At 35.3% G+C, this 15769-nt stretch carries 12 protein-coding genes; 8 read left to right on the forward strand and 4 right to left on the reverse strand.

Going from position 1 to position 15769, the window contains the following annotated elements:
• Positions 1-48: 48 nt before the first annotated feature.
• Together AAFN75_RS05030 and AAFN75_RS05035 are read left to right on the forward strand one after the other, a co-directional pair.
• Positions 49-2673, forward strand: a complete 2625-nt coding sequence (locus tag AAFN75_RS05030; RefSeq protein WP_411808523.1) for an MGH1-like glycoside hydrolase domain-containing protein — start codon at positions 49-51, stop codon at positions 2671-2673.
• A gap of 121 nt (positions 2674-2794) precedes the next feature.
• Complete coding sequence (locus tag AAFN75_RS05035; RefSeq protein WP_411808524.1) at positions 2795-3040, forward strand: hypothetical protein; 246 nt, start codon at positions 2795-2797, stop codon at positions 3038-3040.
• A 34-nt stretch (positions 3041-3074) separates the two neighbouring features.
• Here the strand turns inward: AAFN75_RS05035 and AAFN75_RS05040 are convergent, their stop codons facing one another.
• From AAFN75_RS05040 to folK, 3 genes are all read right to left on the reverse strand, one after another.
• On the reverse strand, positions 3075-3539 hold the full coding sequence (locus AAFN75_RS05040; protein ID WP_411808525.1) for a DUF6702 family protein: 465 nt from the start codon (positions 3537-3539) through the stop codon (positions 3075-3077).
• A complete protein-coding gene (locus tag AAFN75_RS05045) occupies positions 3536-6118 on the reverse strand; it encodes a sulfatase-like hydrolase/transferase (protein WP_411808526.1) in 2583 nt (860 codons plus the stop codon). The genes AAFN75_RS05040 and AAFN75_RS05045 overlap by 4 nt, the downstream gene beginning before the upstream one ends.
• 127 nt (positions 6119-6245) lie before the next feature.
• Complete coding sequence (gene folK / locus AAFN75_RS05050) at positions 6246-7376, reverse strand: 2-amino-4-hydroxy-6-hydroxymethyldihydropteridine diphosphokinase (RefSeq protein ID WP_411808527.1); 1131 nt, start codon at positions 7374-7376, stop codon at positions 6246-6248.
• Positions 7377-7633: 257 nt separating this feature from the next.
• On the opposite strand from folK, the gene AAFN75_RS05055 reads away from it, so the two are divergent.
• The 5 genes from AAFN75_RS05055 to rpsU all read left to right on the forward strand — a co-directional run bounded on the left by AAFN75_RS05055 (position 7634) and on the right by rpsU (position 13274).
• Complete coding sequence (locus AAFN75_RS05055) at positions 7634-7930, forward strand: GIY-YIG nuclease family protein (RefSeq protein ID WP_092848807.1); 297 nt, start codon at positions 7634-7636, stop codon at positions 7928-7930.
• 210 nt (positions 7931-8140) lie between these two features.
• Positions 8141-8845, forward strand: a complete 705-nt coding sequence (locus tag AAFN75_RS05060; protein ID WP_411808528.1) for a queuosine precursor transporter — start codon at positions 8141-8143, stop codon at positions 8843-8845.
• A 110-nt stretch (positions 8846-8955) separates the two neighbouring features.
• Positions 8956-11643: an AsmA-like C-terminal region-containing protein gene (locus AAFN75_RS05065; RefSeq protein ID WP_411808529.1), complete on the forward strand. Its 2688-nt coding sequence runs from the start codon at positions 8956-8958 to the stop codon at positions 11641-11643.
• 472 nt (positions 11644-12115) lie between these two features.
• A complete protein-coding gene (locus tag AAFN75_RS05070) occupies positions 12116-12979 on the forward strand; it encodes an RNA polymerase sigma factor RpoD/SigA (RefSeq protein WP_144118262.1) in 864 nt (287 codons plus the stop codon).
• A gap of 100 nt (positions 12980-13079) precedes the next feature.
• Positions 13080-13274 carry a 30S ribosomal protein S21 gene (gene rpsU / locus AAFN75_RS05075; RefSeq protein ID WP_092848816.1) on the forward strand — a complete coding sequence of 65 codons (195 nt, stop codon included), beginning with the start codon at positions 13080-13082 and terminating at the stop codon, positions 13272-13274.
• A gap of 130 nt (positions 13275-13404) precedes the next feature.
• On the opposite strand, the gene AAFN75_RS05080 is transcribed toward rpsU, so the two are convergent.
• The gene (locus AAFN75_RS05080) at positions 13405-14199 is read right to left on the reverse strand and encodes a DUF2797 domain-containing protein (RefSeq protein ID WP_411808530.1); all 795 of its coding nucleotides are present in this window, start codon (positions 14197-14199) and stop codon (positions 13405-13407) included.
• Between the two features lie 42 nt (positions 14200-14241).
• Here AAFN75_RS05080 and AAFN75_RS05085 point away from each other — a divergent pair, with 42 nt between their 5' ends.
• Complete coding sequence (locus AAFN75_RS05085) at positions 14242-15756, forward strand: GH3 auxin-responsive promoter family protein (RefSeq protein WP_411808531.1); 1515 nt, start codon at positions 14242-14244, stop codon at positions 15754-15756.
• Positions 15757-15769 lie beyond the last annotated feature (13 nt).

Below are 15769 nucleotides of genomic sequence, written 5' to 3' on the forward strand. Positions count from 1 at the left end.
TGCAATAATTTTACCTAAATTGTTTCAGAAATTATTAATATCTATTTTATGGCTAATAAAAATCCAGAAGCACAACGACTAGAAGTTGCAGACAATTACAGAAACTGGAAAAAATGGGGTCCATATTTGGCAGAAAGACAATGGGGAACCGTACGCGAAGATTATAGCGAACATGGTGAATCTTGGGAATTTATAGATCACGACAAAGCCAGAAGTAACGCGTACCGCTGGGGAGAAGAAGGCATTGGTGGCTTTTGCGATTCTAGAGAAATTTTATGTTTAGCACCTGCTTTTTGGAACGGAAACGATAGTATTTTAAAAGAGCGTTTATTCGGGCTTACCAACAACCAAGGTAACCACGGTGAAGATGTTAAAGAGCTATATTTCCATCAAGTATCTACGCCAACACACACGTATAATAAATACTTATATAAATATCCGCATAGCAAATTTCCGTATTCGGAGTTGGTAAACGTTAATGCATCGCGTGGCAGACACGAAGACGAATTCGAAATTTTAGATACCGGTTGCTTTAAAGATAGTGCATATTTTGATTGTTTTATAGAATATGCAAAAGCTGGTGTCGATGATATTTTAATGAAAGTTACGGTAATTAACCGAGGCAATAAACCAGCCGATTTACATGTGTTACCACACTTTTGGTTTAGGAATTTCTGGAAACACAACGTAAAACACGAACGCCCAAGTATAAAATCGACCGATAAATTCGCCGCACAATCTAATAGCCCACGAAATGGCGATTACTTTTTTTACCACGAAGGTGGCGAGCAGTTATTTTGCGAAAACGAAACCAACAACAAACGTATTTACAATATAAAAAACGAAGTCCCTTTTGTTAAAGATGGCATTCATGAGCATGTTGTAAACAGCAAAAAAACAGTCAACCCTAAAAAAACGGGTTCTAAAATGGCTGTTTGGCATAAATTTAATTTAAAAGCCGGCGAAGAAAAAAGCGTAAAAGTGAGACTTAGCAAGGAGGCTTTAAACGATCCTTGGTCCGATTTCGATGCTATATTTAACCAACGCATACAAGAGTGCGAAGACTTTTATAGCGACATCATACAAAAAGATTTACCAGAACAACGACAAGAACTAGCAAGAAAAGCCTTTTCAGGCTTGTTATGGACCAAGCAATTTTACTATTTCGATGTGTTTAAATGGTTATTTGGTGGCCCTGGAGAAAGCAAGCCACAACGTACCAACATGCGAAATTACAGTTGGCAACACCTTACCAACCGGCATATAATTTCCATGCCAGATAAATGGGAATACCCTTGGTATGCCGCTTGGGATTTAGCATTTCATATGGCGTCGTTTGTAGAAATAGACCCGTATTTTGCAAAACAGCAGTTATTATTGTTTTTAGAAGAAAGCTATATGCATCCTAACGGTCAAATTCCGGCTTACGAGTGGAATTTTAGCGATGTAAATCCGCCTGTACACTCTTACGCCGTTTGGAAAGTTTACGAAAAAGACAAGGCCAAAACAGGCAAAGGAGATACAGCCTTTTTAGAGAAAGCCTTCCATAAACTACAAATAAATTACACTTGGTGGGTTAACCAAAAAGATAAAAGCGGCACCAACCTTTTTGAAGGCGGCTTTTTAGGCTTAGACAATATTGGGGTTTTCGACAGAAACCACATGCCCGAAGGCATAACCCGCATGCAACAAGCCGATGCTACCAGTTGGATGGCTATGTTTTCTATTAATATGTTACGCATATCTTTAGAGCTTGCCGAAACCAATAAAGTGTACGAGGAAGCCGCAGCAAACTTTTTTAGGCACTTTTTAAACATTGCTTGGGCCATGCACCATATTGGTAAAAAAGACATTTCGCTTTGGGACGACGATGATAATTTCTATTATGATGTGGTAGAAATGGACAATGGCAGCACCGACCGTTTACGCGTGCGTTCCTTAGTTGGCGTAATACCAATGTTTGCCGTAGAAATTATTCATAAAGATTTATTCGAAGATTTAAAAGAATTCAAGTTTCGTGCCAACCGTATTATTAAAACAAGACCCGATTTAGCCTCTTTAATCTCTAATTTAGAAAAAGCCAATAACGATGGTAACTTTATGTTCTCCATTATGCGCGGCTTTAGGTTAGAGCATTTATTAAAACGCTTATTGGATGAAGACGAATTTTTATCTGATTATGGTATCCGATCCCTTTCAAAATACCATGAAAAATACCCGTTTGTATTTCAGCATCATGGGCACCATCAAATACAATACGAATCTGGCGAAAGTCGCTCCAACATGTTTGGTGGAAACTCCAATTGGCGCGGACCAATTTGGATGCCGTTAAATTATATGATTATACAATCGTTAAGGAAATATTACGCATTTTATGGCGACGAATATGTTTACGAATTTCCTACAGGTTCTGGCAACAAGCTAAATTTAAAGCAAATTGCAAACGAAATAACTAAAAGACTCGTTAAACTCTTTGAGCCGAATGAAGATGGTAAATTCCCATACCACTCTGAAGATGCTGACCAGGTATTTACAAAAGATGAACATTTTAAAAACGAACACTTTTTCTATGAGTTTTTTGATGGCGACAACGGTAAAGGCCTTGGAGCATCTCACCAAACAGGATGGACATCACTAATTGCTAATTTAGTTATGGAAATGGACGAGGATTAAAAAATTGTAGCTCATAATAAAATCCGTTATCGGAATGTCTAAATAGATTGGGCTCCTATCAAAATAAAAAACTTAAAAAAACAACCAAAAACAGTTTCACCTTTTCCCTAACCCTGACTTAATGATCTTAGACCAAGAGCAAATATTTAAAGACGTGCTTTCTAAACTAGAAGGCACAATTAACGAACAAAGTTTTTTCAATAAGTTCTTGGAGTTGTATCCTGAGGTTTGGAAAAAGCAAAAAATTATGTTTTCAAAATTTAATAAAAGCAAAAAATTCGGGCAAACCATTCCGTTAGCAAAACCAGAGGTTTCCTTACGAAAAGACATTAGAATTTGGCTACAAAAAAACCAGATGCAGTCTTGATTTTAATTAGGTTTATAGAGCTATTTAAGTGCTTTCAATTATAAATCACTTCTACCGTTTTTCGTTTTTTATACAATCTAAAATCTTTAAAGCTATCATTAATATCTAGCTTAATAATATTAGAATGATCATGAATTGCGATTAAAAATTCATTTGTAATTTTAACTGTTTTAATCTCTTTTGTGGTTTCAGACAGCAAACAAATCACTTTACTATGATGCCCTTGCTCTTTTAAGCTTAAAACCTGTGGTATTAGTGTTTCGCCATCAATTTCCCAACGGGTTGTTTTATTTAGGTAGGTGCTAAAATTTGCTTTAGTGACCTGAGCGTTATTAGACGGGTTTATTTTTAAATAATTATCCATATCGAAATCTATTTCTAGCATTAACACATGGCCTCTTTCAATAACATTAAAGGTTGCCGAAACAGAATCGTGAGCCACAACACCCATGTTACTAAAGTTAAAAAACGCGATACAAATTAGTATTAATAGTCTCATTTTACAACAATTTTAAGGGTTCCTAATACGTTGCCGCTTTTTGCAAGACGCAACAAATACACACCCGAACTTTTTATGTTTTTAAACTCTAAAACGCCTGTACCTGATGTTTCACTAACTTTCTGCCCTGACATAGAAAACAACTCTGCCTTATAGCTTTCTAAATGGGTCGATATTACCGAAAAGCTACCGTTATTAGGATTGGAGTTTACATAATACCCGAGATCTTCTAAATCGACATCGTGCATGCTTAAATTAGCGCCACAACTCTCATCGACTGTTGTTGCAGGATCGTCCGTAGCAAATGGGTTTATATTGGGGTTGGTATCATCGCAATCGTAAGCGGTTACAAAACCGTCGCCATCGGCATCGGTATCATTTAAAGCGCCTGCCGAACTTATAAAGCTGTCGTTAAAATTCCCTTTCATACATCTTGAAATTTGAGGAAAATCTTGAGTTACCACATAGTAATACGCAAATTTTTCTTGCCCTTGCGCTGTTGTTAAGGTTACCGAAGCTTCAATGCCATTACAATCGTCTAAATCGCCTTTACCAGCAATATATTCGAAATCGTTGGTATATTTCCCCGAATACGGTCCGCAAGGTGCAGAAATACCATCGCCAGGACGTAAACCGCTTTTTAATTGAAAGCTAGGAAACATTTCTTTAACGTTGCCATCTTTATCGGGTCCGAATCGATATAGAATAGGAAACCCATCGGACGCCCAACCTACTTGTAATACATCTTGAGGTACGGTTTGGGTTGTTGAAATACCTGTTTCTAGCTCTTCGACATATTCAAACATATTACCATGATAATGATAGCCCGAATTTGGATTTACGTGCGCTGAAGCACAATCCAGACCTACAAAATCTCTACCATCGCCAATATTTGTTGTGGGCTCGAACACCCAATCCCAGTTATATTGACCGGTATTTTTATCTTCAAAAATAAATGGTGTTGCCGGCGCAGGCATCATATAAACCCCATTAAGACTAATACCAAAATAGTTTATAGGTCTGCCGTTTGCTCTAGAAATACTTGTTGTAGTTCCTGATAATTCCGGATTTAAATCAAATTTATAAAGTCGGTAATACGGTTCTGGCGTTCTATCGTCAACAAAACAAAAATCATGATTTGGGTAATTGTTAGAATACACCACACGCTGATCGCCTTCTAGAAACTCGTAATAAATGCTTGGGTTTAATGGTGTGCCGCAGCAATCAATAGTATCGTAAGTTAACACATCGGTATCGCCACAGGTGTTGTTGCAATCGTCTATAGTAGTTTCGGTTCCGTTTTGTATACCATCATTACAAGACCAATCGGTTCTAATAACTTGCGCTTCTTGTTCCAGCATGGTTTTAATGGTTTCCTGCTCTGTAGATAGGTTTCCAATTAAATTGGTTTCTTCCATAATATCATCAACAATATTGTATAATTCTTGGTTACCGTTTTCATCTTCAATAAGCTTATAGGTTGCATTTCTGGTTGCCCAAGATTCGGTATTATTGCTTTCGTAATCGGTATAATTTATAGCTCTTGATATTTGATTAGAAAAAGACAATGCCGGTTTAAGACTCAGGCTGTTTTCGGTGCCGCCAAGTAACGGCACACCTGCTAATTCCAGAATGGTGGCGTGTAAATCGGTAGCTTGGGTTAAACCGGCTTCAACTTCGTTTACACGTGCTACAGATTTTCCTGTAATAATCATGGGAACACGAACACCGCCCTCGTACAGCGATGCTTTAGCATGTCCGTTTGGCCAATAGGTATTAGCGCGTCCTGGAGTGCCGTTATCGCCAATAAAAATTATGACTGTATTTTCTAGCGTTTCGGCATCCATACTTTTAATTAATCTATCGATCTCGTAATCTAAATTTTCGATCATGGATAAATAGGTGCTTCTATCGTCTGTAGGTGTTGTGGTATACGTTCCTGCAGGCGGCGCTTGAAAAGGCACATGAGGCGCTACGTGAGACAGCCATAAAAACCAAGGTTTTGTTTGATTACCAACCCACGAAATGGCGCTATTTGTTAAATGCGTAGTCGCATATTCGGTAATTTGCTCTTCGTTGCCTTGGGCGTTTAATTTTGTCCAGTTGTAATAATCGTCTACTTGCGCCGTAAAAACACCCTCGTAATATGGCACACCAGAATCTGCTGGGTGACCATAATTACTGCTGCTATTGCCACCAATATGCCATTTACCTATAACAGCCATACTATAATCGGTAATGCTTTGTTCTTTTATTTTTGTGAATAATGAAGTGTGGGTGGTTTCTAGAACCAAAGGCGGTCTCATAACACCTGTTTTTATGCCAAACTTACCGCTCATAACTGCCGCTCGTGTTGGCGAACATTGTGGTGCTGCCCAACAATTGGTAAACGAAATACCTTCTGCTCGAAAGGTATCTAGCGTTGGTGTTACGGGTACATTTTCTTCTATTCCGAAGCCCGAAACAGCGTCGATACCTAAATCATCAGCAATAATTAATAATATGTTCGGAGATTGCTGCTGCCCTGATAGTATTGATGTAAATAACAATAATGAGAACAGCGTTTTTAATAGTTTCATACTAAGTATAGATTTACTATGGAAGGACAAAGCGTTATTAAATTTAACGCTTTTAAAATCTTTAGACTCTCCGAACTACTAAAAGTTTAATTTAACCTGTGAAGTATTTGAAGCACTATAGCTATTTCTAATTGGAAGAAATTTCATTTAAAACCCACAAATAATCAGCCCGATTGCCCACAAAATCTCTATTGGATACATCGATTATTTTTACGTTAAAATCTTTTTGAGTCTTTAAAAAATCTAGATACCCAGAGTTTATTTTCTCTAGATATTCATTGGCTATATTTTGCTCGTAATCGCGACCGCGTTTTTTTATGTTTTCTTGTAGACGCTCGGTGTTTTGGTATAAGTAAACGTATAATTCGGGTTTAGCAATGTCTTTATACATTAAGTAAAAGAGCTTGCGGTATAAATTAAACTCATCTTCATTTAAAGTAATTTTAGAAAATATAAGCGATTTAAAAATATCGTAATCGCTAACTATAAAATCTTTAAACAAATCGAGTTGCGATAAATCGTCGCTAATTTGCTGGTAACGATCTGCAAGGAAAGACATCTCTAAAGTAAAGGCATATCGGTTTGCATCTTCGTAGAACTTAGGTAAAAACGGATTATCGGCAAAGCGTTCTAAAATTAAACGCGCATTAAAATCGTGCGCCATTTTTGTGGCTAAACTTGTTTTTCCGGCGCCAATATTACCCTCGATAGCAATGTAGTTAAACTTCGAGAATTGGTGTTGCTTACTTGGGTTTTTCAACCAGATATTTATAGGTTCTAAAACGGAATCGTCATCGCAATTTTCCAACAAAACAGATACTTGCGTGTTGTTTACCGGATGCTTTAGTTTAGAAGCAATATCGTTAAGCGGCAACAAAACAAACCTGCGTTTAGCCATTTCTGGATGTGGAACTTGCAAGGTTGCTGTGTTTATAATGTCGTTTTCGGCAAAAACAATATCTAAATCTATTATTCTAGCTTCGTAGGTGTTTGCTTGGGTTCGGGTTCTTCCTAAATCGGTTTCAATGTTTAATAGCAAATCTAAAACCTCTTGGGATTGTAAATAGCTTTCTAGCACCAGACAGCAGTTATAAAAATCGTCGCTTTCAAAACCAAATGCGGGCGATTTATAAATTTTAGAAATTAGTTTTATGTTACCAATACGCACGTAAATGGTATCGATAGCATCTTGTAAATTCTTAAATTTATCACCTTTATTGCTTCCTAAAGCGATATGGTATGTTTTGGGTTTTAACATAGGGCGGCAAATTAATAAAAAGTAAATGGTCTGTTGTCACTTCGAGTGATTTTTTGAGTGTGCGAAGAAAAATTGTATCGAGAAGCTACTTAATACATCATGATAAGTTGAACATAAAAACGTTCTCGATACAATGCTCCTACCGTCGCATCACTCGAACTGACAAATCTGTAATTAAAAACCCCAATGTTACTTCGAGTGGTTTTTGGGAGTGTGCGAACAAAAATTGTATCGAGAAGTTTTTTATCTTTATCACTATGAAAACGTATTATGTTTACATCCTAAAATGCTCAGACAAGAGCTATTACACAGGTTTTACATCTAACATTACTAAACGATATGAAGACCATAAAATGGGCAGATTTGTAGAAAGCTATACCTACAAAAGGCGCCCCGTTCATTTAGCTTTTTATTCTGAATTTACCGAAGCCACTATTGCCATACAAACAGAAAAACAAATTAAAAAATGGTCTAGAGCTAAAAAAGAAGCTTTAATTAATGGAGAATTTGAAAAGCTTCCTAACTTAGCTAGAAAAAAATTCAAGAAAAAGTGAGGTTCTCGATACAATACTCCTACCGTCGCATCACTCGAACTGACAACCATTTCATTAAACAATCTGCTGTCACTTCGAGTGATTTTTTTGAGCTGGCGAAGAAAAATTGTATCGAGAAGCTTTCTAATTTAACTTTAAAAACTGTTCACTAAGAGTTCTTGACACAACGTACCTTAGATCGCATGACTCGAACTGACAAAAATATTATAAATGACATTAAAAGATAAACTTGCCGCACAACGCATTTACTTGCTCTTAGGAGCACTTTTTATAACATCGTTAGTGGTTTCAAATCTTATTTTTCAAAAGTTTTTTTATTGGTACCCTTTCAATTTTGAAATTTTTGGTAATAAACTTTTCGAAATATCGGTTGGTATATTACCCTACCCTATTACCTTTTTAATTACCGATTTAATAAGTGAAATTTTTGGTAAAAAGCGTGCTAATGATGTGGTTATTATTGGGATTTTCGCCTCTTTATTTTCGTTGTTAATCATATTTATGGCCGATTCGGTTCCTGCAACATCATGGTCTTACGTAAACGATAAAACATTTAAAACCGTTTTTGGAAACTCTATGATTGCGGTTTTTGCAAGCATGCTTACTTACTTGTTTGCACAGTTTGTAGACATTCAAATTTACCACTTCTGGAAACGCTTAACTAAAGGAAAACACTTATGGCTAAGAAATAATTTTTCTACTTGGTTCTCCCAATTTGTAGATACCTTTACAATTGTTTTTTTACTCTGCTCGTTTGGTATTATAGATTGGGCAAACTTCAAAGGCCTTTTGGTTAGTGGTTTTTTATTTAAAGTTATTGTAGCCGCTTGCGACACGCCACTATTATACTTAGGCGTATACCTTTTTAGAAAACGTTTTAATTTAAAAGTAAACGAAGAGATTGATTTACTTTAAAATGGAATGCGTTAAAATTACTAGTAGTAAGGTTAAAATTATATTAAACTTTTAATTTACTTAGGCCTAAAATTAAACGCGCTCGTATATTTACATAAACCCCGTTAACTATGAAAAAAGCTTTAAAAATTGTTGGCATTACTTTATTAATACTTATAGTACTTTTAATAGCCCTTCCGTTTGCTTTTCAAGGAAAAATTAAAGATATCGTAAAACAAACCATAAACAACAATCTTAATGCTAAGGTTGAGTTTAGCGATGTGTCTTTAAGCTTAATTAAAAGCTTTCCGCAGGCACAGGTAAGCGTAAGCGATTTAGTAATAACAAATTTCGAGCCTTTTAAAGACGAAACCTTTGCTACGGTTAAGGATATTTCGTTTACTATGTCTATTAAAGAAGTTTTTAAAACCGCCAGCGAAGAGCCTATAACCGTAAATTCTATTTATGTTGACCAAGCGTTAATGACCCTTAAAACCGATAAATTAGGCAATAACAATTACGATATAACTAAAGAAGATACTACTACCACAACAACTACCAATGCTAGTTCTAGTAATTTTACTTTTAGTATTGAGGACTACCAAATTAAAAACAGTGCCTTAACTTATATTGACGATATTTCGAAAACATTAATTCACGTTTCCGAGTTAAACCACGAAGGCCATGGTACGTTTTCTGCCGAAACCTCCGAACTCGATACTTACAGCGAAGCCAATGTAAGTTTTACGCTAGACAGCACAAATTACTTAAGCAGTAACCCTGTAAAGTTAGATGCCTTAATAGGTCTAGATTTAGTAAACAGCAAATACACTTTTAAAGAAAATAGAGCCTATATAAACGATTTACTATTAGAGTTTCAAGGCTATGTGCAACTCGTAGAAGCTGGACAAGATATCGATATTAGCTTCGAAAACCCGGGTTCAGATTTTAAAAATTTCTTGGCTGTAATTCCTAAAGCTTACTCTAAAGATATTGCCAATGTAAAAACCTCTGGCGATTTTAAAGTAAAGGGTATTATTAAAGGTTTAAGTTCAGATACTACAATTCCTAATCTAGATATTAGCATAACATCAAACAATGCATCTTTTAAATATCCAGACTTACCAAAAAGCGTTACCAACATTGTAATAAACACCGAAATAAAAAACACTACCGGAAATGTAGACGACACTTATATCGATATTAAAACCCTAAATTTTAAAATTGATGAAGATGTATTTAAATCTTCTGCTACGCTAAAAAACATCACAAAAAACATGTTGGTAAATGCCAATTTAGATGGTACTTTAAACCTTGCTAACATTACAAAAGCATATCCCGTAGAGCTAGAAAATTCGCTTACCGGAATTTTAAAAGCGAAACTAAACACAGCTTTTGATATGGACGCTGTGGCAACCAATGCCTACGCAAGAATAAAAAATAATGGATCGGCAAGTATTTCTAATTTTGTATTTTCATCGGAAGATATTGTAAACCCGTTTCATATCTCAGATGCTAATCTAACCTTTAATCCAGGAACTGTATCGCTTAATAATTTTAGTGCCAAAACAGGCGAAAGTGATATTCAGGCCAAAGGTACAATCAACAATTTACTAGGGTTTTTACTAAGCGATAATACCTTGAAAGGAAACTTTACCGTTAATTCCAACACCTTTAAGGTAAGCGATTTTATGACCGAAAGTGAAACCGCACCAAGCACTAACAAAACCACAAGCAACGCCGAATCTTTAAAAATTCCAGCCTTTTTAGAGTGTACTATAAATGCCGATGCTAAAACCGTTGTGTACGATAATTTAAACCTTAAAAACGTAACCGGCACCTTATATATAAAAGACCAACAAGCCAAACTAGAAAACCTTAAATCTAGTATTTTTGATGGTGCATTGGCTGTCTCTGGCGATATTTCTACCAAAGAAGACACCCCAACATTTAATTTAAATTTAGGGGCCAATGGCTTTGATATTGCTCAATCTTTTAAAGATTTAGAATTACTTAAAAATTTAGCACCTATTGCAAAAATTCTTCAAGGAAAATTAAACACAAGCATTAATCTATCTGGAAAATTAGATAAAGAATTTGCTCCAGATTTAAGCACCGTATCTGGCGATGCGCTTGCCGAATTATTAGCAACAAGAATAGGCGCCAACCAAAGCGAATTAATGAATAAACTAGAAGGCTCACTTAATTTTATCGACTTTAGCAAACTCGATTTAAAAGACCTTAAAACCAAACTATCCTTTGCCAACGGTAAAGTAAGCGTAAAACCCTTCGATATAAAATACCAAGACATAGCCATTACCGTTTCTGGTTCGCATAGTTTCGACCAAACCATGGACTATAGCGCTATTTTTAATGTACCGGCAAAATATTTAGGCAGCGACATTAATAGGTTAATTGGTAAAATAAACGATAGCGAAGTAAGCAATTTAACCATACCGGTAACTGCAAATATTGGTGGTAGTTTTACAAGTCCGTCGGTTAAAACCGATTTAACAAGTGGCATCTCAAACCTTACCAACCAGCTTATAGAAATCGAAAAGCAAAAACTCCTTAACCAAGGTAAAGACAAAGTTAAAGACCTAATTGGCGATGTAATTGGCAGTAATAAAACCAAAACCGACTCTGTAAAAACTCAACAAAACAATGCCATAAAGGATGTTATTGGAGGCATTATTGGTGGCAACAAAACCACCGATAGCACAAAAACAAGCACAACTGGTAATACTAAAACGCAAGAAACCTTTAAAAACGTACTTGGTGGTTTATTTGGTAAAAAGGAGAAAGACACCGTTAAATAATATTTGGGCGTTACCCGAAAAGGGTCGGGCTTGAAGCCTGTCTTGAGCAAAGTCGAAAGGTTGCAAGTCCTCGCACTTCCTACAGTCAGGCTGTGGGCTATCCAATACAATCCCTAACGCGGGCATGTTTGCTAGCATCATATTAAAATCTATTTAATAGTTTTTTTTAAAAGCTCTATTTTATAAAACACCCCTTAATCCCTTCTTTATAGCGGGGAAACTCATACTCAAAAAAATAGATGGATAATACTTTAGTTCTCATCTTATAAAATCAAGGATTAAGAGAGGCGTTACTACCTCATCATTCAAAAAACACAAAAAAGAACCAAAACACATTAAAAAACGCGTCATTTCACCCCATTTTAGTCAAATTTTACTCATTTTTAAAGAAAAACCATCATTTTTTAGGTTATTCCAACTATTCCGTTATATTGTAAATTACGTTTAATCTTAAACACCCAAAACATTATATATGAGGCAATTAAAAATCACGAAACAAGTTACCAACAGAGCATCTAAATCGTTAGATAAATACCTTCAAGATATTAGTAAGATCCCTTTAATTACTGCCGACGAAGAAGTTGATTTAGCACAACGTATTAAAAAAGGCGATCAAAAAGCATTAGATACACTAACAAAGGCTAACTTAAGATTTGTGGTTTCTGTCTCAAAGCAGTACCAAAATCAAGGATTAACCCTACCCGATTTAATAAACGAAGGGAACGCTGGTTTAGTTAAAGCGGCAAAACGCTTTGATGAAACTAGAGGTTTTAAGTTTATATCTTATGCCGTTTGGTGGATTCGTCAATCTATTTTATCAGCTTTAGCCGAACAATCTAGAATAGTACGATTACCATTAAATAAAATTGGCTCCATTAGTAAAATAAATAAAGCCTATTCACATTTAGAACAAACACACGAAAGGCCTCCAAGTGCACAAGAAATTGCCAACACGCTAGACTTAACTATTAGCGATGTAAAACAATCTATGAAAATTTCTGGACGCCATGTTTCTATGGATGCGCCATTTAAAGAAGGCGAAACATCAAATTTATACGATGTTGTTGCAGGGCAAGAATCGCCAAGTCCAGATGCTAAATTACTTAAAGACTCGCTTAATCTAGAAGTTAACCGTGTTTTAGATACACTTTCGGAAAAAGAAGCCGAAGTTATTCGTCATTATTTCGGAATTAGCGTTAAAAATCCTAAAAGTTTACAAGAAATTGGAGATGCTTTTGGTTTAACTAGAGAACGCGTGCGTCAAATACGAGAAAAAGGCATCCGAAAACTGCGTCAAAACTCAAAAAATAAAGTCTTAAGAACCTATTTAGGATAATCTAATGCAAAAGAGTTTAATTTATTAGGTTTTTATTTTTAAAAACCGCAAATTTGCATCCCATTTTGGATTTTCAGAAAAAGCACTAAAATAAAGGCATATGTTAAAAATAATAGTTAAAGATGGTGAAAACATCGAGAGAGCTTTAAAACGCTACAAAAGAAAGCACAGAAATATTAAAGTAATGCAGAACTTAAGAGAAGGACAGTTTTTTACAAAACCTTCTGTAAAAAGACGTCGTCAAGTTCAAAAAGCAGCTTACATTCAAAATTTAAGAGACCAAGAAGATATTTAGTCTTTAGTTTCAAAATGATATAAAAATCCTCTTTACAATTGTAAAGAGGATTTTTTGTTTTTGTGTATTTGTATGGGTGTATTCTATCCTGTAAACCAAAAAACAGTGTTTTGCTTTAGTGCTTCAACAATTAATCTATGGTTAAATTAACCACCAAACCTTCGTTAGCTCTAACATTAAATACCCTTTCGTCTTCAAAAATTAAATATTGCCCTTTTATGCCAACAAGTTTTCCGGTATACTTTAGCTCTTTTTTAATATTTAAACTCTTAGGTTTCTCTGGATATTGCAGCACCGGAAAATCGATATTAGTTTCGCTATTGCTTTCTATAAAATATTCGGCAGCCTCATCTGGAATATGGGCTTTTAAACGCTCTCGCCATTCTACCAAATTTTCATCTTCAATATCGTTTTTTAGCATTTTTCGCCAATTGGTTTTATCGGCTACATAATCTTTTAAAGCCACCTCGGTAATACCTGCCAAATAACGGTTAGGAACCTCTACAATTTCGATAGCTTCATGCGCGCCTTGATCTATCCAACGTGTTGGTACTTGGTTTTTTCGTGTTACCCCTACTTTTACATTACTAGAGTTCGCCAAATACACAATATGTGGTTGTAATTGCGCTTTTTTTTCGTACTCTAAATCGCGGTCTTCAATTCCTAAATGCGCGGTACTTAATTCTGGTCGCATAATCCAATCGCCTGCCCTAGCCGTATTATAAAAACACTGTTTATCAAAGCCTTGTCTAAATATAGGCTTATCCAAACCGCAATTTAAACACTGGTATTTCACAAACTCTATGGTAACATTTTTCCCTATTAATTGATTCATATTTATAAAATCATTTTCAAAAACTAGGTAGTATTGAATAGGACTTCCAAACTCTGTTGCCATTTTTGTTAAAACACCTTGGTAGGTCATAAAAAAAAGTATTATTTTTAAAAAAATAAAGATAGAATAAATATGTCAATTCCCTTAGTAAATTCTATTGCATCGTGGTTTTTAAAAAAACGATTTCATCAAATTGAATTGTTCTTAAAATACCCAAACGAAGTGCAAAACGAACTGCTTTTAAGCTTAATAGATTTTGCTAAAAACACCGAAATTGGCAAACAGTACGACTTTGCTTCTATTAAAAATTATAAAACATTTGCAGAGCGTGTTCCTATTAAAAATTACGATGGTTGGCAAGATGATATTGAGAGATCTAGACGTGGAGAAAGCAATATTTTTTGGCCAACACCTATAAAATGGTTTGCGAAATCTAGCGGAACTACCCGAGCAAAAAGTAAATTTATTCCGGTAAGCGAGGAATCGTTAGAGGATTGCCATTATGCGGCAAGTAAAGATTTACTATGCATGTATTTAAACAACAACGAAGACTCCCAATTATTTAATGGTAAAAGTTTACGCCTTGGCGGAAGCAAAGAATTGTATAAAGAAAAAGGAACCGTTTATGGCGATTTATCTGCTATTTTAATTGATAACATGCCCTTTTGGGCAGAATTTAGCAGTACACCTAGCAACAAGGTGTCACTAATGAGCGATTGGGAACATAAAATGCAAGCCATTGTAAACGAAACTATAAACGAGAATGTTACCAGTTTAGCTGGCGTACCATCTTGGATGTTAGTACTATTAAATAATGTTTTAGAGACTACAGGAAAACAAAATCTACATGATATTTGGCCAAATCTAGAAGTCTATTTTCATGGTGGCGTAAGTTTTACTCCATATAAAGATCAGTACAAAAAACTGCTTCCTAAATCTGGTTTCAAATATTATGAAACCTATAATGCTTCAGAAGGTTTCTTTGCTATTCAAGATCAAAATAATTCATCAGAATTACTTCTAATGTTAGATTACGGCATTTTTTACGAGTTTATTCCTATGGATATTTATGCTACGTCTCAAGAAGAAGCTATTCCGCTTAGCCAAGTAAAATTAAACAAAAACTATGCAGTAATTATAACTACAAATGGCGGTTTATGGCGTTATAAAATTGGAGACACTATTAGGTTTACATCTTTAAATCCTTACCGAATAAAAATTTCTGGACGAACAAAACACCATATAAATGTGTTTGGTGAAGAACTTATTATTGAAAATGCCGAAAACGCGTTAAAAAAAGTGTGCAACCGCACAAAAGCCGAAATAGTAGACTTTACAGCTGCTCCCATTTTTATGGAAGGTAAAGAAAAAGGAGCCCACGAATGGCTAATTGAATTTAAAACACCTCCAGAAGACATTAACTATTTTAATGAATTATTTGACAACGCATTAAAAGCTTTAAACTCTGATTACGAAGCAAAACGCTACAATAACATTACGCTTAATAAGCCCAAAATTAATATTGCTAGACCTCAACTTTTCCATGATTGGCTAAAACAGAATGATAAACTAGGTGGACAACACAAAATACCGAGGCTATCTAACACACGCGACTATTTAGAGGAATTATTAAAACTGAATCATTAAGAATACTAACTAT

The sequence above is a fragment of the Algibacter sp. AS12 genome (assembly GCF_046736315.1).
Taxonomy (GTDB): domain Bacteria; phylum Bacteroidota; class Bacteroidia; order Flavobacteriales; family Flavobacteriaceae; genus Algibacter_B; species Algibacter_B amylolyticus.

Excerpts from the sequence above, each read along its gene's own strand:
- AAFN75_RS05030 (WP_411808523.1), top strand. The coding sequence starts at position 49 with ATGGCTAATAAAAATCCAGAAGCACAACGACTAGAAGTTGCAGACAAT.
- AAFN75_RS05035 (WP_411808524.1), top strand. The coding sequence starts at position 2,795 with ATGATCTTAGACCAAGAGCAAATATTTAAAGACGTGCTTTCTAAACTA.
- AAFN75_RS05040 (WP_411808525.1), bottom strand. The coding sequence starts at position 3,539 with ATGAGACTATTAATACTAATTTGTATCGCGTTTTTTAACTTTAGTAAC.
- AAFN75_RS05045 (WP_411808526.1), bottom strand. The coding sequence starts at position 6,118 with ATGAAACTATTAAAAACGCTGTTCTCATTATTGTTATTTACATCAATA.
- folK (WP_411808527.1), bottom strand. The coding sequence starts at position 7,376 with ATGTTAAAACCCAAAACATACCATATCGCTTTAGGAAGCAATAAAGGT.
- AAFN75_RS05055 (WP_092848807.1), top strand. The coding sequence starts at position 7,634 with ATGAAAACGTATTATGTTTACATCCTAAAATGCTCAGACAAGAGCTAT.
- AAFN75_RS05060 (WP_411808528.1), top strand. The coding sequence starts at position 8,141 with ATGACATTAAAAGATAAACTTGCCGCACAACGCATTTACTTGCTCTTA.
- AAFN75_RS05065 (WP_411808529.1), top strand. The coding sequence starts at position 8,956 with ATGAAAAAAGCTTTAAAAATTGTTGGCATTACTTTATTAATACTTATA.
- AAFN75_RS05070 (WP_144118262.1), top strand. The coding sequence starts at position 12,116 with ATGAGGCAATTAAAAATCACGAAACAAGTTACCAACAGAGCATCTAAA.
- rpsU (WP_092848816.1), top strand. The coding sequence starts at position 13,080 with ATGTTAAAAATAATAGTTAAAGATGGTGAAAACATCGAGAGAGCTTTA.
- AAFN75_RS05080 (WP_411808530.1), bottom strand. The coding sequence starts at position 14,199 with ATGACCTACCAAGGTGTTTTAACAAAAATGGCAACAGAGTTTGGAAGT.
- AAFN75_RS05085 (WP_411808531.1), top strand. The coding sequence starts at position 14,242 with ATGTCAATTCCCTTAGTAAATTCTATTGCATCGTGGTTTTTAAAAAAA.